This is a genomic window from Affinundibacterium nitidum (assembly GCF_014284155.1).
In the GTDB taxonomy this organism is placed as follows: Bacteria; Pseudomonadota; Gammaproteobacteria; order Burkholderiales; family Burkholderiaceae_D; genus Undibacterium; species Undibacterium nitidum.
In genome coordinates, this window is record NZ_JACOFZ010000012.1 from 53,925 (window position 1) to 77,150 (window position 23,226).

25 protein-coding genes are annotated in these 23,226 nt (G+C 46.0%); 15 read left to right on the plus strand and 10 right to left on the minus strand.

Features of this window, described 5'->3' with window-relative positions; translation table 11 throughout:
* Positions 1-75: 75 nt before the first annotated feature.
* Together H8K36_RS18015 and H8K36_RS18020 are read left to right on the plus strand one after the other, a co-directional pair.
* Positions 76-1,005, plus strand: a complete 930-nt coding sequence (locus tag H8K36_RS18015; RefSeq protein ID WP_186917899.1) for an electron transfer flavoprotein subunit alpha/FixB family protein — start codon at positions 76-78, stop codon at positions 1,003-1,005.
* A 147-nt stretch (positions 1,006-1,152) separates the two neighbouring features.
* Positions 1,153-2,943, plus strand: coding sequence for an acyl-CoA dehydrogenase (locus tag H8K36_RS18020; protein ID WP_186917898.1), 1,791 nt, complete (start codon positions 1,153-1,155; stop codon positions 2,941-2,943).
* A gap of 184 nt (positions 2,944-3,127) precedes the next feature.
* Here the strand turns inward: H8K36_RS18020 and H8K36_RS18025 are convergent, their stop codons facing one another.
* Positions 3,128-3,544 carry an NINE protein gene (locus H8K36_RS18025; protein ID WP_186917897.1) on the minus strand — a complete coding sequence of 139 codons (417 nt, stop codon included), beginning with the start codon at positions 3,542-3,544 and terminating at the stop codon, positions 3,128-3,130.
* Between the two features lie 235 nt (positions 3,545-3,779).
* Between H8K36_RS18025 and rpsP the strand changes: the two genes are divergently transcribed.
* The 6 genes from rpsP (at position 3,780) to H8K36_RS18055 (ending at position 7,829) form a co-directional block, all read left to right on the plus strand.
* Positions 3,780-4,028, plus strand: a complete 249-nt coding sequence (gene rpsP / locus H8K36_RS18030; RefSeq protein ID WP_186917896.1) for a 30S ribosomal protein S16 — start codon at positions 3,780-3,782, stop codon at positions 4,026-4,028.
* Between the two features lie 60 nt (positions 4,029-4,088).
* Positions 4,089-4,652: a ribosome maturation factor RimM gene (gene rimM / locus H8K36_RS18035; protein ID WP_186917936.1), complete on the plus strand. Its 564-nt coding sequence runs from the start codon at positions 4,089-4,091 to the stop codon at positions 4,650-4,652.
* Between the two features lie 51 nt (positions 4,653-4,703).
* Positions 4,704-5,459, plus strand: a complete 756-nt coding sequence (gene trmD / locus H8K36_RS18040) for a tRNA (guanosine(37)-N1)-methyltransferase TrmD (RefSeq protein WP_186917895.1) — start codon at positions 4,704-4,706, stop codon at positions 5,457-5,459.
* Between the two features lie 163 nt (positions 5,460-5,622).
* Positions 5,623-5,997: a 50S ribosomal protein L19 gene (gene rplS, locus H8K36_RS18045; protein ID WP_186917894.1), complete on the plus strand. Its 375-nt coding sequence runs from the start codon at positions 5,623-5,625 to the stop codon at positions 5,995-5,997.
* Positions 5,998-6,090: 93 nt separating this feature from the next.
* Positions 6,091-6,765, plus strand: coding sequence for a CoA pyrophosphatase (locus H8K36_RS18050; protein WP_186917893.1), 675 nt, complete (start codon positions 6,091-6,093; stop codon positions 6,763-6,765).
* Positions 6,766-6,878: 113 nt separating this feature from the next.
* Complete coding sequence (locus H8K36_RS18055; RefSeq protein WP_186917892.1) at positions 6,879-7,829, plus strand: CobD/CbiB family protein; 951 nt, start codon at positions 6,879-6,881, stop codon at positions 7,827-7,829.
* Positions 7,830-7,907: 78 nt separating this feature from the next.
* On the opposite strand, the gene H8K36_RS18060 is transcribed toward H8K36_RS18055, so the two are convergent.
* From H8K36_RS18060 to gloB, 5 genes are all read right to left on the minus strand, one after another.
* Positions 7,908-8,141 carry a hypothetical protein gene (locus tag H8K36_RS18060; protein ID WP_186917891.1) on the minus strand — a complete coding sequence of 78 codons (234 nt, stop codon included), beginning with the start codon at positions 8,139-8,141 and terminating at the stop codon, positions 7,908-7,910.
* 201 nt (positions 8,142-8,342) lie between these two features.
* Positions 8,343-8,576 (minus strand): hypothetical protein, encoded by a 234-nt coding sequence (locus H8K36_RS18065; protein ID WP_186917890.1) that lies wholly within the window; start codon positions 8,574-8,576, stop codon positions 8,343-8,345.
* 205 nt (positions 8,577-8,781) lie between these two features.
* The gene (locus H8K36_RS18070) at positions 8,782-9,357 is read right to left on the minus strand and encodes an elongation factor P (RefSeq protein WP_186917889.1); all 576 of its coding nucleotides are present in this window, start codon (positions 9,355-9,357) and stop codon (positions 8,782-8,784) included.
* 136 nt (positions 9,358-9,493) lie between these two features.
* Positions 9,494-10,687 (minus strand): elongation factor P maturation arginine rhamnosyltransferase EarP, encoded by a 1,194-nt coding sequence (gene earP, locus H8K36_RS18075; protein ID WP_230404805.1) that lies wholly within the window; start codon positions 10,685-10,687, stop codon positions 9,494-9,496.
* Positions 10,669-11,451, minus strand: coding sequence for a hydroxyacylglutathione hydrolase (gene gloB, locus H8K36_RS18080; RefSeq protein WP_186917888.1), 783 nt, complete (start codon positions 11,449-11,451; stop codon positions 10,669-10,671). Before gloB ends, earP begins: the two co-directional genes overlap by 19 nt.
* A 26-nt stretch (positions 11,452-11,477) precedes the next feature.
* On the opposite strand from gloB, the gene H8K36_RS18085 reads away from it, so the two are divergent.
* Together H8K36_RS18085 and rnhA are read left to right on the plus strand one after the other, a co-directional pair.
* Positions 11,478-12,260 carry a class I SAM-dependent methyltransferase gene (locus H8K36_RS18085; protein WP_370587251.1) on the plus strand — a complete coding sequence of 261 codons (783 nt, stop codon included), beginning with the start codon at positions 11,478-11,480 and terminating at the stop codon, positions 12,258-12,260.
* On the plus strand, positions 12,247-12,684 hold the full coding sequence (gene rnhA / locus H8K36_RS18090) for a ribonuclease HI (RefSeq protein WP_186917886.1): 438 nt from the start codon (positions 12,247-12,249) through the stop codon (positions 12,682-12,684). The genes H8K36_RS18085 and rnhA overlap by 14 nt, the downstream gene beginning before the upstream one ends.
* A 185-nt stretch (positions 12,685-12,869) precedes the next feature.
* Here the strand turns inward: rnhA and tal are convergent, their stop codons facing one another.
* The 4 genes from tal to fabI form a co-directional block, all read right to left on the minus strand.
* The gene (gene tal, locus H8K36_RS18095; protein WP_186917885.1) at positions 12,870-13,805 is read right to left on the minus strand and encodes a transaldolase; all 936 of its coding nucleotides are present in this window, start codon (positions 13,803-13,805) and stop codon (positions 12,870-12,872) included.
* Between the two features lie 45 nt (positions 13,806-13,850).
* A complete protein-coding gene (gene selD / locus H8K36_RS18100) occupies positions 13,851-14,900 on the minus strand; it encodes a selenide, water dikinase SelD (protein ID WP_186917884.1) in 1,050 nt (349 codons plus the stop codon).
* Between the two features lie 199 nt (positions 14,901-15,099).
* Positions 15,100-16,533, minus strand: coding sequence for a DEAD/DEAH box helicase (locus H8K36_RS18105; RefSeq protein ID WP_186917883.1), 1,434 nt, complete (start codon positions 16,531-16,533; stop codon positions 15,100-15,102).
* Positions 16,534-17,245: 712 nt separating this feature from the next.
* Entirely contained in the window at positions 17,246-18,028 is a 783-nt protein-coding gene (gene fabI, locus H8K36_RS18110) for an enoyl-ACP reductase FabI (RefSeq protein WP_186917882.1), read from the minus strand.
* A 980-nt stretch (positions 18,029-19,008) separates the two neighbouring features.
* On the opposite strand from fabI, the gene H8K36_RS18115 reads away from it, so the two are divergent.
* From H8K36_RS18115 to H8K36_RS18135, 5 genes are all read left to right on the plus strand, one after another.
* The gene (locus H8K36_RS18115) at positions 19,009-19,677 is read left to right on the plus strand and encodes an energy transducer TonB (protein WP_186917881.1); all 669 of its coding nucleotides are present in this window, start codon (positions 19,009-19,011) and stop codon (positions 19,675-19,677) included.
* 90 nt (positions 19,678-19,767) lie between these two features.
* Complete coding sequence (locus H8K36_RS18120; RefSeq protein ID WP_222611271.1) at positions 19,768-20,643, plus strand: MotA/TolQ/ExbB proton channel family protein; 876 nt, start codon at positions 19,768-19,770, stop codon at positions 20,641-20,643.
* A gap of 106 nt (positions 20,644-20,749) precedes the next feature.
* Entirely contained in the window at positions 20,750-21,184 is a 435-nt protein-coding gene (locus H8K36_RS18125) for an ExbD/TolR family protein (protein WP_186917880.1), read from the plus strand.
* Positions 21,185-21,196: 12 nt separating this feature from the next.
* The gene (locus H8K36_RS18130; RefSeq protein WP_186917879.1) at positions 21,197-21,622 is read left to right on the plus strand and encodes an ExbD/TolR family protein; all 426 of its coding nucleotides are present in this window, start codon (positions 21,197-21,199) and stop codon (positions 21,620-21,622) included.
* A 194-nt stretch (positions 21,623-21,816) separates the two neighbouring features.
* Complete coding sequence (locus tag H8K36_RS18135) at positions 21,817-23,067, plus strand: tetratricopeptide repeat protein (RefSeq protein WP_186917878.1); 1,251 nt, start codon at positions 21,817-21,819, stop codon at positions 23,065-23,067.
* Positions 23,068-23,226 lie beyond the last annotated feature (159 nt).

The following is a 23,226-nucleotide window of genomic DNA, read 5'->3' on the forward strand; positions in this document are numbered from 1 at the left end:
GTCTTTGTAAATCGTATCGACCTTAATTAATTTGAGTAACGCGGAAGTCCCGTTACAGAATAAGTGGAAAACATCATGACTACACTCGTCATCGCTGAACACGATAATGCTTCCTTGAAGGGAAGTACATTGAACACTGTTACTGCTGCTGCTAAATGCGGTGGTGACGTACACGTATTGGTTGCTGGCCACAATGCTGGCGCTGTTGCGCAAGCAGCTGCACAAATTGCAGGCGTGAGCAAAGTCTTGCACGCCGATGCAGCTTATTTCGCTGAAGGTTTGGCAGAAAACGTTGCTGAGCAAGTCTTGACGATTGCTTCTGGCTACACACACATCTTGGCGCCAGCAACTGCCTATGGCAAAAACATTTTGCCACGCGTTGCCGCCAAACTTGACGTCGCGCAAATCTCAGAAATCACGAAAGTGGAATCTGCAGATACATTTGAACGTCCAATCTACGCTGGTAACGCCATCGCGACTGTGCAATCGACCGACAGCATTAAAGTGATCACAGTGCGTACAACTGGTTTTGATGCAGCCGCAACAGGTGGTTCTGCAGCTGTGGAATCTGTGCCCGCGGTAGCAGATAGCGGCAAGTCTGCTTTCGTTTCTCGCGAAGTAGCAAAATCTGATCGCCCAGAATTGACAGCGGCGAAAGTCATCGTTTCCGGTGGTCGTGGTATGGGTTCTGCGGAAGCGTTTAAAGTATTGGAACCATTGGCTGACAAACTCGGCGCAGCGATGGGTGCATCTCGTGCTGCGGTGGATGCTGGCTACGTACCGAACGATTGGCAAGTGGGTCAAACAGGTAAGATCGTTGCGCCAACTTTGTACATCGCAGTAGGTATTTCCGGCGCGATCCAACATTTGGCTGGGATGAAAGATTCCAAAACGATCGTAGCGATTAACAAAGATCCGGAAGCACCGATTTTCTCTGTGGCAGACTACGGCATCGTTGGCGATTTGTTTGAAATCGTGCCACAGCTGGTAACAGAGTTAGGCTAAGCGCTAGCTACACATTGATGTTGTGATTTTCGACTAACGAGAGTCCATCATCGTAGAGGGCGCAGAGAAATCATCAGAATTCTCTGCGCCCTTTGGTTATCAGAGCTTATCTGAACAAAACAATGAATTGAGATATTGGGAGACTGTATGAGTTATGTAGCGCCAATTAAAGACATGCTGTTCGTGATGAACGAATTGGCTGGCCTGAATGAAGTGAATGCCTTACCTGGCTGCGAAGATGCAACGCCAGAAACCGTAGAAGCGGTGTTAGAAGAAAACGCGCGCTTTACCAGCGAAGTTATTGCGCCTTTGAATTGGGCGGGTGATCAAGAACCAAGCTATTGGAAAGATGGTCAAGTATTCACCACTAAAGGCTTTAAAGAAGCTTTCAAGATGTTTGCTGAAGCAGGCTGGCAAGGTGTGCAGCACCCTACGGATTTCGGTGGTCAAGGCTTGCCGAAATTGGTGGCAACACCTTGTATCGAAATGCTGCACGCGGCGAACTTGTCTTTTGCTTTGTGCCCATTGTTAAGTGACGGTGCGATCGAAGCTTTGCTAACTGCAGGTAGTGATGCAGACAAAGCGACTTACCTCGAGAATTTGGTCTCAGGTAAGTGGACAGGCACGATGAACTTGACTGAGCCACAAGCTGGTTCGGATTTGGCGATGGTGCGTACACGCGCTGTGCCACAAGGCGACGGCACTTACAAAGTTTTTGGTACCAAAATCTTCATCACTTATGGTGAACACGATATGGCAGAAAATATCGTTCACTTGGTATTGGCTCGTACACCGGATGCGCCAGAAGGCGTCAAAGGTATCTCACTGTTTATCGTTCCGAAATTTTTGGTTAATGCTGACGGTAGCTTGGGTGCGCGTAATGATGCACATTGTGTGTCTATCGAACATAAACTCGGTATCAAAGCGAGCCCAACTTGCGTGCTGCAATTTGGTGACAATGGTGGCGCGATCGGTACCTTGGTTGGCGAAGAAAACCGCGGCCTCGAATACATGTTCATTATGATGAACGCAGCACGTTTCGGCGTTGGTATGCAAGGCATCGCGGTGGCAGAACGTGCTTACCAAAAAGCAGTCTCATATGCTAAAGATCGCGTGCAGTCACGTGACTTAGCTGGATCCCCAGGTCCAGTAGCGATTATTAATCACCCAGATGTCCGTCGCATGTTGATGTCTATGCGCGGACAAATTGAAGGTGCGCGTGCGTTGGCTTACGTCGCCGCAGCAATGAGCGATAAAGCACACCACGCTGCCGATGAAGCGGTACGCAAACAAAATCAAGCAGCTTATGAGTTCTTAGTGCCTATCGTTAAAGGTTGGTCGACTGAAATGTCTTTGAACGTTACATCCACTGGCGTTCAAGTTCATGGCGGCATGGGCTTCATTGAAGAAACAGGCGCAGCACAATACTATCGTGACGCACAAATCCTGACGATCTACGAAGGTACAACGGCGATTCAAGCCAATGACTTAGTTGGCCGTAAAACAGCACGTGACGCGGGTGCAGTGGCGAAACATTTCATCGCGCAAGTTCGTGCAACCCAGGCAGAATTGGCAACAAGCAGCAATGTGGATTTGCAAGCTATCGCTAAGCAATTGGCGCTCGGTGCAACGGCTTTGGAAGATGTGGTCAACTTCGTGGTCGCTAACTTCAAATCAGACATCAAAGCAGTCTTCTCGGGCAGCGTACCCTACTTGAAATTGGCGGGCGTAGTCTTGGGTGGTTGGCAGCTAGCACGTGCCGCTTTGATCGCCGATAAATTGAACGCAGCAGGTGAGGGCGATACTTCTTTCAATCAAACGAAAGTAGCAACAGCGCGTTTCTTCGCTGATCATATTTTGACGACGTCATTTGGCCTACGTTCTTCCATCGTTGAAGGTGCGGCTGGTGTGATGGCATTGTCGGTTGAGCAGTTCTGATGTTGTGATTTAAGTTTTGAGCAAAAGAAAAAGCCCGAAGTGATTCGGGCTTTTTTTGTGCTGGCAAAGTTTGAAATTAATTTAAAGACTATTGCTTCCTCTTTTGATCTATTTTAGTAAATGTCTGAAAATAGATGCTGGGCAGAGGTAATTGACGAGATGATAATCTTCATTTCGACACATATTACCCATAAGCTCCACCGGTATAAAGCAAATCAAACGCCCGTGCCATCATGCCGATTAAGGTAATCGCGCCACACCCTACAGCAAACACCAAAATCAAGGCCAAGAGCCAACTGGAATCGCTTTTCTGACCTGAACTAGCATTGTATTTAGCATCCCATTTCTCATCTGATTTCAGTCCTAAGATCAAGGTCATGAAAAGGGCAACCAAGAGCGAAATCAGCCATGGGCCATAAGTCACGAAATCGTTGAGGTTGAAATAGAGTTTCGATAATAAAATGGAAAGCGGCAAACTGAGTGCATGGAGCCAAGCGATAGGGTCGGTTTTGCCATGCAGATAAAAGCGATGGGCACCAAAGCTGCCAAGGCTAAAGCTTAAGAAAGTGGCAAGGGTTTTATTTTTATGTGGGGTGCTCATGGTGACTCAATCAAGACGCGGAAAGCGCTGATTCTAGCTGATTTTGCAAGGGGTGAGAGTGACATTGCTCATGGCGAGTGAGCTTGTACAGGAAAAATGCGTCAATTTCGCGTAAAATATGCAGTCTTTCTTCGTACGCATCGGTTTGATGCCAACAATAAGCCTTGCAAGAAACGGGTTTTGCACGTTATAATTTGCGGCTTTTTCCGTCCTTTGACAATTTTTTGGAAATATTATGGTCGTTATTCGTTTAGCTCGTGGTGGTGCAAAAAAGCGCCCTTTCTACAATATCGTTGCAACTGATTCACGCAATCGTCGTGATGGTCGTTTCATCGAACGTATCGGTTTCTACAACCCAATCGCTACTGGCAATGCAGAAGAAGTGCGTATTGCAGCAGACCGTTTGGCTTACTGGCAAGGCGTAGGCGCACAATTGTCGCCAGCAGTTGCACGTTTGGTTGCGACAGCTAATAAAGCAGCTTAATTGTCTGAATTTTACGATTCAGTACTGCCTGGCCAGACTGCTGGGCAAGAAAGTAAGCAAGTGGCTGTAGCACAAAGCGCAATACAATCTGCTCCTGAAGATTTGGTCCTTGTTGGCCACATCTCAGGAGCATTTGGTCTTCAAGGGTGGGTGAAAATTCGTCCTTATTCATCGAACGCTGATGCTTTGTTGGATGCGCCGGTCTTTTGGCTGGAAGCTCCGAGCAATGCAGGGCAGCGCGAAGTTAAACGTCTGAGTTCTAAGATTCATGGCGAAGACATTGTCGCGCGACTAGGTGAAGTTGATGACCGAAATGCTGCGGAAGCTTTAAAGGGTACCGTGGTCAAAGTTTCGCGAGCATTGTTCCCGGCTTTACCTGATGGTGAATTCTATTGGGTAGATTTGTTGGGATTGAGCGTGGAAAACCTCCAGGGTGAACAACTCGGGGTGGTTCGTGCCATGATGGACAATGGTGCGCAATCAATTTTACGTGTCGCTGGCGCTGAAGTGCCAGAAGCTGAATTGATGAAGCATGAACGTTTGATTCCTTTCGTCGATCATTTCGTCAAAGAAGTCGACCAGCAAACCAAGAAGATTGTGGTGGACTGGGGTTCAGATTTTTAAGGCTCGGCTTGTGTGGGGAGTCCTTGGTAGTAATGTGAAAGGAAAATCGTAGTGCAATTTGATGTCATTACTTTGTTTCCTGAAATGTTTGCAGCCATCTCTGAGTCTGGTATTACGCGCCGAGCATTTGAACAAAAAAAGTGTGAGTTGAAGTTTTGGAATCCACGTGATTTCACTACTGATCGTCATCGTACTGTGGATGATCGCCCCTATGGCGGTGGACCAGGAATGGTGATGATGCCAGGGCCTTTGCAACAGGCGATTCACGCTGCAAAGCAACGGCAAGCAGACTTGGGTTTGCATTCACCGAAGGTGATTTATCTGTCGCCGCAAGGTAAACCGCTAAAGCATCAGCGAGTAATGGAGTTGTCGCAAGAATCAGGCATGGTGCTTCTGTGCGGACGTTACGAGGCAGTTGATCAGCGATTACTCGACGAAGAAGTTGATGAGGAAATTAGCCTTGGTGATTTCGTTTTGTCGGGTGGCGAATTGCCTGCGATGGCTTTGTTGGACGCAGTGATGCGGCAATTGCCTGGCGTCTTGCACGATCAAGCGTCCGCAGTAGAAGATAGTTTCGTAAATGGTTTGTTGGATTGCCCGCATTACACCAGGCCAGAGAACTTCAACGGCAACGGTGTACCAACCGTGCTAATGGGGGGTAACCATGCTGAAATTGAAAAATGGCGACGTCAGCAATCTTTATTGGTGAGTTGGCAGAAACGCCCAGATTTAATCGAGCAAGCGCGAAAAACGGGTTTGCTGAGTAAGAAGGATGAGCAGTTTTTAAATTCGCTCGATCCTTTGTAAGAAATTTGTAGTTTGAAATTCTCTGAAAAGTGCGTTTCAAATTGCAAATCAACATGTGGAAAACCATATGTTTTTTAGAGTGAACTTTGTTCACATGTTTAACCCCATCCTCTACTGAGCAAGAAATGTTGGCGTCAGCAAGATGGTTTTCGGAGTGATAAAAATGGATTTGATCCAAAAATTAGAGCAAGAAGAAATTGCTCGCTTAGCTAAGAATATCCCTGACTTCGCACCTGGCGATACAGTGGTTGTTAACGTTAACGTAGTTGAAGGCACACGTAAGCGTGCTCAGGCGTACGAAGGCGTTGTAATCTCCCGTCGTAACCGTGGTTTGAATTCGAACTTCATCGTTCGTAAGATCTCCTCTGGTGAAGGCGTTGAGCGTACATTCCAATTGTACTCACCATTGATCGCTTCTATCGAAGTGAAACGTCGCGGTGATGTACGTCGCGCTAAGTTGTACTACTTGCGTGAACGTTCTGGTAAATCTGCTCGTATTAAAGAGAAGTTGCCAGCCCGTAAAGTCGCTGCAGAATAATTTCTGTACTGCTTTAAGACGCGAAAAAGGGATGCCTAGGCATCCCTTTTTTTATTGATTTTTTTTGTTAGATTTGAATTAGAAGGTGAACTGGTGACTAGCTTCAACCCCATGCAAATGCCCATCCATTCTGTGGCCGAGGAGATGGCTTTGGAGGAGTTTCGTCTTCATATTGATTTCCTGCGCCAACGTTTTCAGATGGATTTGCCTTGGCAGCCAGAGGAAACAGAAGAGTCGAAGTTAAATACCTCGGGCGTCTTCAAGCCGGCGTCGGTTTTGATCCCACTTGTGGTTCGCGAGCATGGCGTGCAAATCTTGCTGACACAGCGTGCTGCTCACCTCCATCATCATGCTGGGCAAATTAGTTTTCCTGGCGGCCGTGTCGATGACACTGATCTTTCGCCTTTACATACCGCGTTGCGAGAAGCTGAGGAGGAGATTGGTCTGCAAGAGCAACAAGTGGAATTCCTTGGACAACTTCCGGCCTACTATACAGGCACTGGTTTCGTCGTGACGCCGATGGTGGCGCTGGTGCATCCGCCCTTAGATTTGCGTTCAGATCCGTTCGAGGTGGCCTCAATCTTTGAGGTGCCGTTGGACTTTTTGATGAATCCTCGTCATCATCAGCGACGCGAAGTGACCTTGCCGAATGGTCTTGGTCGCCGCCAGTTTTATGCCATGCCTTATCAAGAATATTTTATTTGGGGGGCTACTGCAGGGATGCTACGTAATTTATTTCATTTTTTGCGCGCAGACGTCTCTCTTTGATCCGAGTATTGCTTCATAAACACGCCAATTCAGTTTACACTTAAGGTCTTTGCACAATCCCGCTATAGAGCTACAGTCCTATAGACCTCTACTTAGGGAAGTTTGATTTAGCTATGACATTTCTCTCCATTCTCTTCGCTTTATTGATCGAGCAGTTGAAGCCTTTGCGCGTCGATAATCCCGTATATACGCAGGTTCAACATTTTGCAGCGAAAGTGGAGGCGTGGTGTAATGCTGGTAAAGCGCATCATGGCCAAACTGGCTGGTGGATTGTGGTCGGCTCGCTGACCCTGCCAACGGCTTTGGTATATTGGCTGTGTTTGCGTCTGAGCCCGTTCGCTGCTTTCGCGTGGAATGTCGTCATCGTATATTTGACGCTAGGCTTTCGTCGATATAGTCACTATTTCACCTCGATACAGGTAGCTTTGAGTGCCGGCGATGAAGAAGCTGCTCGCCGCCATTTGGGTGATTGGATCAATAAAGATTGCTCACAGATGGATATGGCCGATGTGGCACGAGGTGCAGTTGAGCGCTCATTGATCGCTTCGCATCGCAACGTATTCGGTGTGTTCTTTTGGTTCTTGATGCCTGTTGGGCCAGCGTGTGCGGTTATGTATCGTATGTCGGAGTTTTTGTCGCGCGAATGGTCTGAGCCAGAGCACATGCAAGACGAAGAATTTGGTCAATTTGCGCGCAGGATTTTTTACTGGATTGATTGGATTCCTGCACGTTTGACAGCGGTAGCTTTTGCTGTGGTTGGTAATTTCGAAGATGCGATTTATTCTTGGCGTAATTACGCGAGTCGTTGGAACGATGAGCTGCTGGGGATTATTTTGTCAGCTGGTGGTGGTGCGATTGGTGTGCGCCTAGGTGAGCCTGAGAACAAGGCGGTTATTCTTGCCGCTGACGCAAGCGCTGTTGATATCGATAGTTTAGAGTTGGAGAGTCAGCCTGGGGTCGAAGCGACTCCTCGCTCCCTACAAAGTGCTGTCGGTTTAGTGTGGCGGTCACTGCTGTTATGGATGTTATTGCTGGCACTCTTGTCGTTTGCAGTCTGGCTTTAATTTGAGAATATTTGTCAGAGTTTAGTAAAACAAAAGCCACCAGAAACACTGGTGGCTTTTTTGTTTTGGGGTGCAAAACTAAGCGCTAGTATTAATGCGTGTTCCAGTCACTTGTCCGTGTAAATTAAGAATCTCCAACGGGCGACTTGGAGGCACTTGCGTTTCAGGTGTAGGTGACGGCGCCAAAGGTTTGGATGGTGTGTACGGTGTAGGATTATTGACCGGTTGCAACGCTAAATAACGCGTTTCGCGAATAGGTGCAGGTAAAACTTGTGGTCGAGCTGGGCTGGGGCCAAAGGCGGATATCGACATGACGCTTCCTCGCTGAAATTCTGAACTTGAAGCTAGCATAGATATTTCATGGTGTTTCCGCAAGGCAATTTTTGTTGAGGATTGTTAAATCGATTCATTCGCAGCTTGAGATTGTTGACCCTTTCTTGAGGATCGAATGAATATAAAAAAGCCGGCTTAAAAAGCCGGCAACACAAGAGTTTGGATTAACTTGGATCAGAATCAGGCACTGGTATTGATAATGGTGCCAGTGACTTGTCCGTTTGAATTCACAACTGGCTTAGGGGCCGCAGGTTTTTGCGTTTGTGTTGGCGCGCTACTGGGTGTTGCTTGTTTGATCTGATCTTCTTCGGCTCTTATTTTTGGCGCAAATGACTTCACCTCATTTTGCTTAGTCGCTTTGCTAGCGAAGAGGTTTTCGCGAGCCTCTGTAGAGGGGATGGGAGCGGTTGCCATAAAAAGCCCTTTCGAAGACATGATATCGTGAGCTTAGATTAGGCGAGTTGTTGCCTCATTTCAAGTTAATTTTCTAAATAAAATGCTTTTTTAGTTAGGTTTTATATTATTTTTTAATGATTGAATGAAAAAAGCTGTATCTCCTTTCGAAGACACAGCTTTCTCATATTTTTCCAGTGGGTATGAAACCCAATTGAAGCACGAATTAATTACGAACTACGCGCTTGTATTCATTAGTGCGTGTATCGATTTCGATGATGTCGTCTTGACTTACGAACAATGGAACTTGAACGATATGGCAGTTCGCTTCAATCGCGTTTTCGATTTTCGCTTCTTTCAAAACGTTACCTGATGTATTACCTTTAACCGCTGGTTCAGAGTAAATTACTTGACGAGCGATTGTTGTAGGCAATTCTACAGAGATTGCTTTGCCATCATAGAAAACAGCTTCGCATTCCATGCCATCTTTCAGGTAGTGCAATGCATCACCCAAGTTTTCTTCTTCGATTTCGTACTGGTTGTACTCAGCGTCCATGAACACGAACAATGGATCTGCGAAGTAAGAATAAGTTACTGGTTTTTTGTCCAAAACAACTACGTCAAACTTGTCGTCGCCGCGGAATACGTTTTCCAACGGGCTGTTCGTCAACAGGTTTTTCATTTTCCATTTGTAAGTGAAGCCAGTACGGCTGGAGCCGTTGACATCAGAACGCAGAACGATGAAAGGTTTGCCGTCAACCATAATGATATTGCCAACGCGGACTTCTTTTGCAGGTTTCATAATGAATATAAATAAAAAGGTGGTTACTTAAAAATCATCTGCTGCCTGCTGTCTATACCGCAATACAGTCTTGCAAGCTCAGTTTTGATCAAATTGGAAAAACACATCAAAAATTAACCGCACATTTTACCGCATTTTAAGAGTGGTTTTGCCTTAAAGCGCGGGCAAATTTCAATAAATTTGCACTCAAATCGCCATTTTTGTGCATTTCTTGAGCCCAAAGCCCACTTTCTTGCTCTATTTCTGCGCATTCACAGCGGATTTGTTTCCACGCTTCTGCCCACTGAAGGTTGGGCAGTACTTCATTCCAAGCGAGATTCAAAGACCGCAGTGTGTTTGTAGCCGGTTTGAAGGTGTTAAGGAAGGCACGTAATTTCTTATGATGAAGCTGCTCATCCTGCGGATAGATGTGCCACACAAATGGTCGTTGTGCCCACTGTGCTCGTACAAATGAGTCTTCGCCACGCACAAAATTAAAGTCGCAGGCCCAAAGTAGTTTGTCGTAATCGTTTTGCGGTACAAAAGAAATAATAAGTAAGCGCAATTGTCCTTTTGTGAGGGTTTTGCCCACATCGGCGCTTGTACCAAAAAACGTTTCAATGCTCGCTTGTGCAACGCCTTGAGGGACAAGGCAAAAGTGTGGCGTTTCGCTAGCAGACCAGGCCTCGAGTAGGGGCAAAATCGGTGCATGTGGATAGCAAAACAGGGAAACCTTAAAGGCCTCCAAATCTTGATCCTGAGCCCCAAGCTGGCGCAAGAAATGATCGCGTGCTGACTGGTCATTCGCGAAATTTTGACGTCTTTGCTCTAAGTCCTCTTCAAACATCAAGCCACCAGTGCGTTGATTAAAGCCGGGGAAGAAGAAATATTTGGTTAACGGTAATTGCGGATGAGAAGAGGGTAGGGTGTGGCAACCCTCTACCCAATCTTCAGCAGTGAGACCTTCGAGATTAAACCAAACTGGCTTCGGATCATGCTCCGTCATTGCTTGAATATAAGCGGGTGGAATATCGCAGGCAAAGAATTCAATAACGATATCGGAGATTTCTGCAGCGGTGAAAGGAATATCCTGATTCCGCCAAAAGCATATGTCTACACCTTCAATCATTTGCTGATCCATATCGCAACTGACTTCAGGGCAAATGCGTTTGAAGCTCGCCAAGTCATCGACCCACAGCTGCACCTTGATCTGATGCTCTTGATGAAGCTGGCGTGCTAAACGCCAGCAAATACCGATATCACCAAAGTTGTCGACAACTTTGCAAAACAAGGCCAGTGTTTTAAGATCCGTACGCGCCAATTGATACTCGATCAGAAATTGTTTTTCCAAGTGCGAAGAGCAGTAAACACCGCGAGTTCGTCAGCGTCTTCTTCGATTTTCTGTTGATCTATCAAGCTACGTTTGATATCAGGATCAGCACTGCGCAGGAATGGATTTGTCTGCTTCTCTAAGCCGATTGTGCTCGGTACGGTAGGGATATGTTGATCACGTTTCTGTTGGTCTGTCGATTGTCGAACCTGTAATGCCGAGTTGTTCGGATTCGCCGCCAAAGCAAAGCGCAGATTGGACAAGGTGTATTCATGCGCACAGTACACAGCGGTTTGCTCAGGTAAAGCGGCAAGCGTATTGAGCGAATTGAACATTTGCGCAGGCGTTCCTTCAAAAATGCGGCCACAACCACCAGCGAACAAGGTGTCTCCACAGAACAGGACCTGCTCTTTTTCACTGTAATAAGCGATGTGGCCCAGCGTATGTCCTGGCATCGCTAACACTTGAAAATTGAGGTTCAAGCACTCAATTAATAACTTGTCACCACCATTTAATGGATGTGTCACGGCCTTGATGTTGTCGGTAGCGGGGCCATACACGGGTACTGAGAAGGACATTAATAGATCGGGGACACCGCCTACATGGTCCGCATGGTGATGGGTTAATAGGATCGCCTTGAGTTGAAGCTGATGGTCTTGTAATGCTTGCAAAATAGCTTTGCCATCACCAGGGTCGACAACAACGGCATCAGTACCATTGTGTACAATCCAGAGATAATTGTCGTCAAATGCGGGTACAGTCAATATACTAAGCGACGTTGTCATTGTGTCTTACCAAAAAAGTGAGTGAAGTGAATTCTACCAATCCTGCGGAAGCCCCCATTATAGACTTAGGAAGCTGGTTAGAGCAGCCAGCAGGGAGTTATATCCGTGCATGGGAGGAGGCGCAATTTAATCGGATGACGGCCGACATATTTGGCTTTCATGCTTTGCAGATTGGTTTGCCACAAATTCATGCGCTTGCAGCGAGTCGTATGCCGCATCAATGGCAAACAGATAGTACGATGCCTGCTCCGAACCTCTTGGCGCGCAATCAAGTCGTGGTGGTGCATGATTTCGCGGAATTGCCTTTTGATTCTCAAAGTATAGACCTCGTCATATTGCCCCATGTCTTGGAATTCGCAACTGAACCTCATCAGATATTGCGTGAAGTTGATCGCATTTTGATTCCAGAAGGAAGAGTCATCATTAGCGGCCTAAATCGCGCTAGTTTATGGGGCGCGCGCCAACTGTTTGGGCGTGCGGCGGGGCGTAGTTTTTTGCCGAAAGAAGGGGAATTCATTAGTGCTAATCGTCTCAAAGATTGGTTAAAGTTGTTAAGCATGGAAGTAAGTCAAACCCAATTTGGTTGTTATGCAATGCCAGTGAATAACGAACAGTGGCTCAGCAGCTCAGATCTCGTTGAGAAAATCGGGCAGCGCTGGTGGCCTTATTTCGGTGCTGTTTATATGTTTGAGGCTATCAAACGCGTACGTGGCATGCATTTGGTTGGCCCCGCATTACAAAGAAAAAAAATGCGACAGGTGAGTGCAGTTCCTGTTGCGAACAAAATAAAGAAGCATGGACAAAATTAAGATTTATACCGATGGTGCTTGTAAAGGAAACCCTGGTGTTGGTGGTTGGGGAGCCTTGCTGATCGCAGGCAAGCATGAGAAAGAGTTATTTGGTGGTGAGAAAGAAACCACGAATAACCGCATGGAGTTAATGGGCGTGATTCAAGCCCTTGGCGCGCTTAAGCGGCCCTGCCAAATTGATTTACACACCGATAGTCAATATGTACTCAAGGGCATCACTGAATGGATGGATGGCTGGAAGGCTAAAGGCTGGAAAACCGCGTCTAAAGCACCAGTAAAAAATGTCGATCTGTGGCAAGAGCTAGATGCTGCTTGTCGTCTCCATCAAATTCAATGGATTTGGGTCAAAGGGCATGCGGGGGATGCTGGGAACGAGCGTGCAGATGAATTGGCAAACAAGGGCGTTGATTCAGTAATGAGGTAAATTTTTTGCGCGATTCACTTAGTTTCGAAGTGCGAAGCGGGAAATGCCGAAAATGATGCGCCCGATGGAATAAGTTTTCAGCGAAGTTTCCCGAAAAACAGCGCCGTCTAATTTTAAATACGCAAAAAAATGGGCACCAAGTTCTTAGCGCCCATCCGATCCATTCAAGCTATCTTCGCATGTGTTTAACGCATGCTTTCAATCATCTGTTCCAATTTAACTGTGTCTGCACAGAAGAGGCGTATTCCCTCCGACAGTTTTTCTGTCGCCATGGCATCTTCGTTGAGTGCGAAGCGGAAGGATTTTTCATCAACTGCGATACGCTCAAGATCTGATGCTAAAGCCGCTTCTTTGTTGAGTTTGGGTGAAACAGTGTTGTTCGATTCGCTCAATTTTTGCAGTAAGTCTGGGCTAATTGTCAGCAAGTCACAGCCAGCTAATTCTAAAATCTGAGAGGTGTTGCGGAAACTTGCACCCATGATTTCAGTCTTGTAGCCAAACTTGCGGTAGTAATTGTAGATGCGTTTCACGGAAAGCACGCCTGGATCATCTGCGCCAAAAATTTCTTGACCAGTTTGTTTTTTGAACCAATCGTAAATTCGGCCGACAAATGGTGAAATCAACTGGGCTCCAGCTTCCGCGCACGCCACTGCTTGTGCTAAGCAGAATAACAAAGTCATGTTGCAACGTATGCCTTCTTTTTCCAAAATTTCTGCTGCGCGAATACCTTCCCAAGTGGAAGCAATCTTGATCAAGATACGATCTCGAGGAATACCTGCAGCCTCGTAAAGTGCGATCAACTGACGCCCTTTGGCGACTGTCGCTTCAGTATCGAAAGATAGGCGTGCATCGGTCTCTGTTGAGACACGACCAGGTACGATGTCAAGAATCTTCAAGCCAAAACTAATGAGCAGTTGATCGATAATCGCATCTGTGGATTTGTCTTTATTTGCAGCCACGGCTTGCTCTAACAAAGGCTGATATTCCGGCTTCTGAACAGCTTTCAATATGAGTGAAGGATTGGTGGTGGCATCACGCGGCGTGTACGCCTGCATCGACTGGAAGTCCCCTGTATCGGCCACGACAGTCGTATATTGTTTGAGTTGATCTAATTGATTCATATTGTTTGAAATGTGAAATGAGTTTGTTGAATGACAGAATAATGCTTAATTACCCTGCAAATCAATACGTGCAGTTCCAGCGGTGATCTCGCCGATGACTGCAGCTTGCTCAAATTGATGTTGATGAAAAAAATCTAGGACTTGCTCGGTCGCTTCTGGTGCACACGCAACCAAGAGGCCACCAGCCGTTTGTGGGTCGGTTAGTAGGGCGCGCATAACTTCATCGCATTCATTCAAATCGACATCCTGACCGTAAGATGCGAAATTACGTGCGGAAGCGCCCGTCACGTTACCTGCAGCCGCTAATTCCCTGACGTCTGCGAGTAAAGGTATTTGATTTAACTTCAGTGTGGCACCAACGTTTGAACCTCGGCAGATTTCAAGCAAATGCCCAAGTAAGCCAAATCCGGTCACGTCAGTCATCGCATGGACGCCTTCAAGCTGAGATAAGGCCATACCTGGTTTATTGAGCTTTGTTGTGTTGCGAATCATCTCAGCATAGCCGGCATCGCTGAGTTTTTGCTTTTTCAGCGCTGCAGATAGCACGCCAACACCGAGCGGTTTACCAAGTATCAGTTGATCGCCTACTCTTGCCTGTGAATTGCGTTTGACTTTGTCTGGGTGGATGAGACCGATCACGACTAAGCCATAAATTGGTTCAACGGAATCTATGCTATGCCCACCAGCGATAGGTATGCCAGCCTCGCGGCAGATACTGGCACCACCTTCGAGTATTTTTCCTATGACTTCGAGTGGGATTTGATTGATGGGCATACCGACTAACGCCAACGCCATAATCGGCGTGCCACCCATCGCATAAACATCAGAGATGGCATTGGTCGCCGCGATGCGCCCGAAATCATAAGCGTCGTCGACAATGGGCATAAAAAAATCGGTGGTTGCAATCAATGCTTGTTGGTCGTTGAGTTTGTAGACAGCCGCATCATCGGAAGTTTCGATTCCCACCATCAATGCATCGGGAATCACGAAGCCATTAGTCTTCTTGAGGATTTCAGCAAGTACCCCGGGTGCGATTTTGCAGCCACAGCCGCCGCCGTGGGAGAAAGAGGTTAAACGAATGGGTTCTGTCTGCATGCTTAGGGTCGAAACTCATCAAAGGGTAGAGTTTGATTATAGGGGAGTGCTTGGCATAAGTCCAAGACGTTTGAGGCTAGGTCCGATAGAAAACAAAAAAGCGATCGGGCCTAGACCTGATCGCTTTTATTGTGAACTACTTTGTTCGCTGCGATTGAATTTGCGTAATTTCAATCAATAGCAGGGAATCGACGATCGATTAACGATCACCAAAGCTACGACGGTTGCCGTTGGCATCGCCAAAACGGGATTTCGCTGCACCACCAAAGCCGCTGCCTTCAGCGCGCGGTGCAGCATTTGGTTTGGAGAAGCTACGTTGAGCCGGTTTACTTTTGCCAAAGTTGTTGCCTGTGCTGCGTTTGTCACCTGGTTTCCAGCCACTTGGTTTACGAGCAGGGGAACGAGTTGCCATTGCACTTTTCTTTGGTTCGAAACCTTCGATCACATCGACAGGAATCAACTGCTTAGTGAAGCGTTCGATGCGCTTAACATTTATGCCTTCAGCATGATTTACCAATGATACTGCCAGACCTTTGCGGCCAGCACGACCTGTACGACCGATACGATGTACGTAGTCTTCTGGGAACTTTGGTAAATCGTAGTTAAAAACGTGAGTGATGCCAGGAACGTCGATACCACGTGCTGCAACATCAGTCGCAACGAGTACACGTACTTGACCGCGGCGCAATGAGTCGAGTGTGCGATTACGTGCGCCTTGATGCATGTCGCCATGCAATGCTGCCGCAGCGAAGCCAGCGATATTCAAGCGATCAGCAATGGTATCTGCATCGCGTTTTGTCGCTGTAAAAACGACTGCTTGATCGAGAGATTCATCGCGTAACAAATGATCGAGCAAACGATTTTTGTGAGACAAGTCATCAACGAAATGTACGCGTTGTTGAATATTTTCATGCTTGGTTGCAGAGCCGGCGATTTGAATCACCATTGGATCTTTTGTGATGCGACGCGCCATGCTGCCAACAACGCCATCAAGGGTTGCAGAGAACAACATTGTTTGGCGAGACTCTGGTGTCGCTGCGACGATTTTTTCGATATCTTCGATAAAGCCCATGTCTAACATGCGATCAGCTTCATCGAGTACCAAAATTTCCAATTCGGAAAAATCGATCTTGCCAGACTCCATATGGTCGATTAAGCGACCTGGCGTTGCTACCAAAATTTCTGGATTGCGCGCCAAGAGTTGCATCTGTTTTGGATATGGCATGCCACCCAGAATCGATACTGCTTTAACACGACGTGAATATGCACTGTATTTGTCTGTTGCTGTAGTGACTTGTAGAGCCAATTCACGTGTTGGCGTTAGTACTAACATCTTTGGTTTAGCAGCTTGGAAACGTGGACGCTCGCCACGTGAACGAGCTGCTTGGCGTTCTTGATTTGGCGTCTTGCCAACGTTCGGTGTCATCACATCAGCTGCAGCTGCAAATTTGTGCAAAGCTGGCAGCATAAACGCGGCCGTTTTTCCTGAACCAGTTTGTGAGGAAACCAAGAGATCACGACCTGCAATAGCGGCTGGAACAGCTTGTTGCTGAACTGCTGTTGGAGTTGTATAGCCTGTGTCAGCAATGGCACGCAGGATGGAGGTGTGAAGGCCTAGTGTTTCAAAAGTCATTGTATTTTTTCTTCCGTTATTAATCAGCGCTAGGCACATACCGAGCGCGCAAAAAAGCAGCGTCAACCAAACGAAATGAACAAAGAAAAGCAGAGCCGTCACAAGATTCGTGAAATGGCAAGGTTAAGCTATACGATGAAATTTCGGCACAAAAGCTTTGCGCCGGGATGATGTCTATGTGTGATACCAGACATGCAGGGCGGGAGGGCTTTACATTGCTGTATAGAGTCGTTCTCAATGAGAACATAGCTTCAATACGCAAGGGCTACGGTGCTACTTATTTATATTTTTAATGCAGAGCAATAATTATATTGCAGTGCAAAAACAGGAGTGTACAGCAAATTTTAAAGCTGTGCAGCATAAACTTGAATACTTTGCTTATGTAATATCATTTGCAAAACATTTTTTAGGCCTTGTATAGGGGATCGAGTGGCTGCACACCAAGAGTTGATCGTGAGCTTGGGGCGACACCGATTTACTAAAGTCACCGTCCTTGGGGCCCTCATCCAGGTGAGTAACGGTTACGCTACTGTGCTAATCATTTGTCCGCATCCCTAGTTTTGGCCCAACAAGATGTCGACAATCAATAGCAGGGAATGGTTCAGCAGCTTAGTGCTGGGGTAAATAAAAAAGCTGAAGTTGGGGTTCATTAAGAACATTATCCAATCTTCAGCTTTCTATTGAGTCGCAGCGAACTGCAATCGGTATCTAACTAGTCTGGTGTTAAGCCCATGACATGAGAGAAGCCGCCATCAACGTATGTGATTTCGCCTGTAATACCGCTCGCCAATGGGGACAATAAAAACGCCGCGGTGTTACCAACTTCTTCAATCGTCACATTGCGACGCAGTGGAGCGTGCTCTGCCACGAATCCAAGGAGAGTGCTGAAATCTTTAATGCCGCTCGCGGCCAAGGTTTTGATTGGGCCGGCAGAAATACCATTCACGCGGATACCTTTTTTACCGAGGTTTTCTGCTAAGTAACGCACACTCGCTTCTAACGACGCTTTGGCTAATCCCATTGTATTGTAGTAAGGAATCGCGCGGATCGCGCCAAGGTAAGAAAGCGTCAACAATGAAGAGTTTTCATTCATCATTGGCAGCGCTGCTTTTGCTAACGCTGGGAAGCTGTAAGCGGAGATATCGTGAGCGATACGGAAGGCTTCGCGAGAAAAACCATCTAGGAAGTCGCCTGCAATTGCTTCACGTGGCGCGAAGCCAATAGCGTGCACTACGCCATCTAATTTATCCCATGATTTCGCAAGATCGGTAAAGACTTGTGCGATTTGCTCATCACTGCTGACATCACAGTCAAACACTAAATCGCTACCAAATTCCTTCGCAAATTCTGTAATGCGATCTTTAAAGCGCTCACCGACGTAGGTGAAGGCTAAGTCCGCGCCTTCGCGGCGGCATGCCTGAGCGATACCGTAGGCGATCGAACGATTAGATAAGAGGCCTGTAATAAGAATTTTCTTGCCTTGCAAAAATGCCATATCAACTCCAAGTGCTAACGTACTCTTCTGTAATTGCAAGCTTTTTTGCTTTTTATTGAAGATGTTCCGTTATGGTTTTAGACGAATAATCCACGAAAATAATGAATTCTTTTGGCGTGGAAAGTACTGACAGGTCGGAATTGTAGTTGTTCAAGCTGTTTAGGGCAAATAATAACGGTGGCTTCTATATGATGTAAGAAAATTTACTAAATATATTGTGATCCTCGTGTCAAGTAAATTGCTAAGAAAGTTGAAAGTGTCTGAAAAATGCAGCACTGCAACAATTTATCTTCTTGACGGTCAAGCAACACGATGTAAAACTACATCGATATTGGTTCCGTAAAGAATTTTTATTTCTAATCGGCACTGGTGTGAGCATAAATTACCTTTGTTATTGTTCAATTTTTCTGGCTCAAATGTAGGTGAGTTACTTGAGAGACTTGAACTGAAATTTTTATTTCAATTTCGATGACTTGTGTTTAAATATAGTGATCGAAAAACAAAGGGCTTGCATAGGAGTAAATTTTATGTTGCATAGCAACATAAAAGCGACTTCCATTCCTTGCTTTGTTTATGTCAAAATAGGCGCTGTTTTTCGCGAAGATTTAAAAAAAACAATGTTTTATTGACAGATGTAAGTAGTTTTTTCTTAAACATTTGTTCTAAAACAAACCGCTTCAATTTTCTAATGTCTCTTGAGATATTAAGAATTTGGCGAAATATTTGCCAAATTTGTAGGAATGCCATTTGTGGCAAACGATTTGTAAGCAAAAAGTAGTACTCACTCAGGTGTGTTCGAATCAAGGTTCAGGCAGTTTGTTTGAGTATGGGGGCGCAAGCAGCGCGCTGATCAGAGTAGGTGATCAGTTGCGAGGTCTAAGCACTGAAAGTCTAGATGTGTTTACACTGAAGAATTTCAAGCTGTGAAGATTCGCATGTTTGAACCTAATTGAAATTGTTGTGGTATTGGAGGAGTAGGTATGGATTTTTCAGGACGCCAACAGGAACCGGGTAAGAAGTTCACCGGTTTAGGTGTGGTAATTGTTTTACACGTATTTATCGGCTGGGCATTCGTCAGCGGTTTGGCTACCAATGTAGTCAAGATGATACAAAAGCCGATGGAGGCAGTGGTGAAAGAAGCTGAACCACCACCACCACCACCACCAGATGCACCGCCGCCGCCGCCACCGAAGTTGCAGACGCCACCACCACCATTTATTCCTCCTCCAGAGGTTCAGGTGCAGCAGCAGGCTCCTTCACCGAACGCGATCTCTACGGTGTCTAACGTAAAGCCAGAAACAAATACGATGACAAAGGCTCCAGCACCAGTTGCTGAAGCGCCTAAAGCACCAGCAGGCCCATCAATTGTTCCTGCACATATTGATTTTCAACAGACGGGTTGTAAGCCAGAGTACCCTCGTTCTTCTTTGCGTAACGAAGAAACAGGCGTAACTGGATTGTCTGTAACAGTCGGTGCTGATGGTAATGTTACCGATGTCGCAATTGTTAAGTCTAGTGGATTCAGGGGGCTAGACAATGCTGTGCGTTCCCAATTGCTGTCTGGGTCGTGCAAAAACAAACCTGGAACAGTGGATGGCAAGCCTCAAGCTACCACGACTCGTGTTGATTACGTTTGGAAGCTTGATTAAAACAAAGCCAACAAGTAACAAGAGTCAGAGACGTATCGTTTTACTCACAACCAACGTAAGTATTAAATTTTTTTTAAAGGAAGTATCTACATGAAAACCCGCGCTAAAGTAAGCACATTCCTGGCGGCAGTCTTGTTTGCATTGACAGCCTCTATGACCTCTGCATCCGTTTTTGCACAAGACGCATCTGCTCCTGCAGCAGCGTCCGCTCCAGCTGCTGAAGCCGCAGCGCCAGCACCATCAACACCAGAAGCTTCCTTGCCAGCCGGCGAAGCGCCGAAAGCTGCTGAAGCATCTGATCAGTTCAGCTTGTCTCACCTGATCAAAGAAGGTAACTTGGTTGACCGCGCAACTTTGGTAATCATGTTGTTGATGTCTATCGGTTCTTGGTACATCTTGGTAACAAAAATCATCGACTTGACTAAATTGAATGGTCAAGCGAAAGAAGCGCGTAAATTCTGGAAAGCAGCAAACGTAAATGCTGGTTTGTCTAGCTTGAAAGAAGGCAGTCCATACCGTTTCATCGCTGATTCAGCGATCAGTGCTAGCCAACACCATGAAGGTGCATTGTTAGAACAAATCGATTTGAACTCATGGGTAACAATGTCTATCCAACGTTCTGTTGATAAAGTTCAAAGCCGTTTGGGTGAAGGTTTGACGTTCTTGGCGACTGTAGGTTCTACATCTCCATTTATCGGTTTGTTCGGTACAGTTATGGGTATTTACCAAGCGTTGATCGCGATCGGTACTTCTGGTAACTCTTCTATCGATAAAGTAGCTGGTCCAATCGGTTCTGCGTTGATCATGACTGCGATCGGTTTGTTCACAGCGGTTCCAGCAGTTTTGGGCTACAACTACTTGCTGCGTCGTAACAAATCAGCAATGGAAGAAGTTCGTGCTTTCGGTGCAGACTTGCACGCTGTTGTATTGTCTGGCGCAATGAGCAAAGCTACTGCTAACAAGTAATTTGCGTAATATTTAAACGCTTGGTTATTACGAAAATTCATTCCCATCAGGCGAGCTTGTCTCGTCTGATGTTGAGCGAATAGAATTTAGATAAAGAGAAAATATTATGGCAATGCAAATCGGTAGCAGCGAGGATGGAGAAGATCAAGTCAACAGCACGATTAATACCACTCCATTGGTGGATATTATGTTGGTGTTGTTGATTATCTTCATTATTACTTCGCCAGTAGTGCTTCAGTTGGCAAAGGTGCAGCTGCCAGCTGAAAAGAACGATCCGTATAATCCAGACGCAAAAAACGTCATTATCACGGTGAGTAAAGATGGTGATATTTTTTGGCGCGGTAACCGTAAGCCAATTAGTTCTGACGATGAGCTTCTCGAAGAAATGAAAAAAGTCGCCGTCATTGTTCCGCAGCCTGAAGTTCATATTCGCGGTGATCAAGACGCTAAATATGAATCTATCGGTAAGACTATCCTTACTGTGCAGCGCGCGGGTATCGCCAAAGTTGGTTTCGTACTAGAACCACCAGATAAAAACTAAGAGAGGATTATCATGGGTATGAATATGAGCTCTGGTTCCGGTGGGGAAGTGGAACCAATGATGGAAATGAATATGACACCAATGATTGACGTTATGTTGGTCTTGATTATCATGTTTATTACAACTTTGCCACGTGCTAACCATTCAGTTAATTTGAACAATCCGCAAGGCACACCTCCACCAAGAGATGTTGAGCCAGTGGTTGTTAAAATCGACGTTGATTTTGACGGTACTATTAGTTGGAATGGCGAGGTTGTTTCTCGCACGCAGTTAGAAGATCGTTTCGTAGCAGCAGCAGCAATGAATCCACAACCTGAAGTACATTTGCAACCAAATCGTTTGGTTTCTTATAAATCAGTTGCCGGTGTTATGGCTGCAGCCCAAAGCCGTGGAATCACGAAATTGGGTATGGTAGGTAACGAACAGTTCTTGAAATAATCTTATTCAGAATTGAAACTGATGCGATCAGTCTAATGAAAGAGGGCAGGGATATCCCTGCCTTTTTTTGTATTGTGTCCAAGTTCTTGAGACGTTATGATGTTTGAACGGGGGAACGAAGCAGCTTGAAGTCTGTCTTTCCCTTTCGAATAAGTCAGTATTAACCATTAATTTTCTTGATTGAGAGATCAACTATGAAACACCTACGCTTATCGCAACTAGCAATTGTTATCGCTGCCATTGGTTGTGCAGCGCTTCCCGAAATGACAGGCGTTGTTGGCAATACTGCGTATGCCCAGGAAGCGATGCGTCCTGAGGTCGGTAAATTGGTGCAACAAGCCGGTGATATGTTCAGAGCGAAAAAATATCGCGATGCTCTTGGTAAGTTGCAAGAAACTGACCGTATCAGCAATAAGACTGTCAACGAAAGCTTTACGATTGAACGTATGCGCTTAGCGGTTGCATCTGCATCCGGTGACAATGATCTGATCATTCGTTCCGGTGAGGTGATTGTCGCAGCGAATAAACTTGGCAGCAAAGAGCAATTGCAATTGATCCAAGTTCTTGCAAATGCTTACTACAAAGCAGGCAATTACGCGAAAGCTGCTAAAGCCTACGAGCGTTATTTTGCTGAAGGTGGTACTGATACATCTTTGCGTCAATATTTGACACAAGCAAAAGCGCAAAGTGGCGATAATGCTGGTGCGATGAAAGACGTTAAAGCAGAGATCGTTGCCGCTGAAAAAGCTGGCCGCGTTCCAGCGCAAGCGACATTGGAATTCTATGCAAGCGGCGCGCTGCGTGCAGGTGATAAAGCAGGTTACCAAAATGCTTTGGAAAAGCTGGTTGCTTTCTATGGTAAAAAAGAATACTGGGTTAACTTAATTAATGCGGTCGAACGCAATAAAGAGTTTAATTCTCGCTTATCAATGGATCTATATCGTTTGAAATTAGCCGTTGGTTCAATTAAAGAGACCAAAGACTATATGGAAATGGCTCAAATTGCGATTCAAGATGGCAACAACGGTGAAGCCTTGAAAATCATTGAAGCAGGTTATAAAGCTGGTGCTTTAGGACAAGGAAATGAAGCTGCTCGTCATGGTCGTTTGCGTGATTTGGCAACGAAGAAACAAACTGAGGCTAAAGCTGCGGCAGCAGCAAATGAAGCAGCTGCTGAAGCGGCTGCTGATGGTACGGCTTTAGTTTCCATCGGCTTTTCCTATGTCACTAGTGGTGAACTCGAAAAAGGGATTGCCATGATGGAAAAAGGCATTAAGAAAGATAACTTGAAATATCCAGACGATGCGAACTTGCATTTGGGTATGGCATATTTGATGGCGGGTAAGAAATCCAATGGCTTGAAAGTTCTGAAAACAGTCCAAGGTAAGGATGGTTCAGGAGATCTCGCTCGTTATTGGACGATTTATGCAAATCAGTCTAAGTAATTAGATGATCGAACAACAAAAAAGGCAGCGAGATGAACTGAACCCCAAAAGTTGGACACCAACTTTTGGGGTTTTTTAATGACGAAACATGCAGAAGAATTTAAGTACCGTGTAGTGCAAGAATATTTAGAGGGCCCGATGGGATATGTCGCCTTGGGT

What these genes read in the sequence shown, in the direction of transcription:
- H8K36_RS18055 (WP_186917892.1), top strand. Translation starts at nt 6,879, where the DNA reads ATGACATTTCTCTCCATTCTCTTCGCTTTATTGATCGAGCAGTTGAAG.
- H8K36_RS18125 (WP_186917880.1), top strand. Translation starts at nt 20,750, where the DNA reads ATGGCAATGCAAATCGGTAGCAGCGAGGATGGAGAAGATCAAGTCAAC.
- rnhA (WP_186917886.1), top strand. Translation starts at nt 12,247, where the DNA reads ATGGACAAAATTAAGATTTATACCGATGGTGCTTGTAAAGGAAACCCT.
- gloB (WP_186917888.1), bottom strand. Translation starts at nt 11,451, where the DNA reads ATGACAACGTCGCTTAGTATATTGACTGTACCCGCATTTGACGACAAT.
- H8K36_RS18025 (WP_186917897.1), bottom strand. Translation starts at nt 3,544, where the DNA reads ATGAGCACCCCACATAAAAATAAAACCCTTGCCACTTTCTTAAGCTTT.
- H8K36_RS18020 (WP_186917898.1), top strand. Translation starts at nt 1,153, where the DNA reads ATGAGTTATGTAGCGCCAATTAAAGACATGCTGTTCGTGATGAACGAA.
- H8K36_RS18135 (WP_186917878.1), top strand. Translation starts at nt 21,817, where the DNA reads ATGAAACACCTACGCTTATCGCAACTAGCAATTGTTATCGCTGCCATT.
- fabI (WP_186917882.1), bottom strand. Translation starts at nt 18,028, where the DNA reads ATGGCATTTTTGCAAGGCAAGAAAATTCTTATTACAGGCCTCTTATCT.
- selD (WP_186917884.1), bottom strand. Translation starts at nt 14,900, where the DNA reads ATGCAGACAGAACCCATTCGTTTAACCTCTTTCTCCCACGGCGGCGGC.
- H8K36_RS18015 (WP_186917899.1), top strand. Translation starts at nt 76, where the DNA reads ATGACTACACTCGTCATCGCTGAACACGATAATGCTTCCTTGAAGGGA.
- H8K36_RS18070 (WP_186917889.1), bottom strand. Translation starts at nt 9,357, where the DNA reads ATGAAACCTGCAAAAGAAGTCCGCGTTGGCAATATCATTATGGTTGAC.
- tal (WP_186917885.1), bottom strand. Translation starts at nt 13,805, where the DNA reads ATGAATCAATTAGATCAACTCAAACAATATACGACTGTCGTGGCCGAT.
- H8K36_RS18065 (WP_186917890.1), bottom strand. Translation starts at nt 8,576, where the DNA reads ATGGCAACCGCTCCCATCCCCTCTACAGAGGCTCGCGAAAACCTCTTC.
- H8K36_RS18130 (WP_186917879.1), top strand. Translation starts at nt 21,197, where the DNA reads ATGGGTATGAATATGAGCTCTGGTTCCGGTGGGGAAGTGGAACCAATG.
- rpsP (WP_186917896.1), top strand. Translation starts at nt 3,780, where the DNA reads ATGGTCGTTATTCGTTTAGCTCGTGGTGGTGCAAAAAAGCGCCCTTTC.
- H8K36_RS18060 (WP_186917891.1), bottom strand. Translation starts at nt 8,141, where the DNA reads ATGTCGATATCCGCCTTTGGCCCCAGCCCAGCTCGACCACAAGTTTTA.
- H8K36_RS18115 (WP_186917881.1), top strand. Translation starts at nt 19,009, where the DNA reads ATGGATTTTTCAGGACGCCAACAGGAACCGGGTAAGAAGTTCACCGGT.
- H8K36_RS18105 (WP_186917883.1), bottom strand. Translation starts at nt 16,533, where the DNA reads ATGACTTTTGAAACACTAGGCCTTCACACCTCCATCCTGCGTGCCATT.
- H8K36_RS18120 (WP_222611271.1), top strand. Translation starts at nt 19,768, where the DNA reads ATGAAAACCCGCGCTAAAGTAAGCACATTCCTGGCGGCAGTCTTGTTT.
- rplS (WP_186917894.1), top strand. Translation starts at nt 5,623, where the DNA reads ATGGATTTGATCCAAAAATTAGAGCAAGAAGAAATTGCTCGCTTAGCT.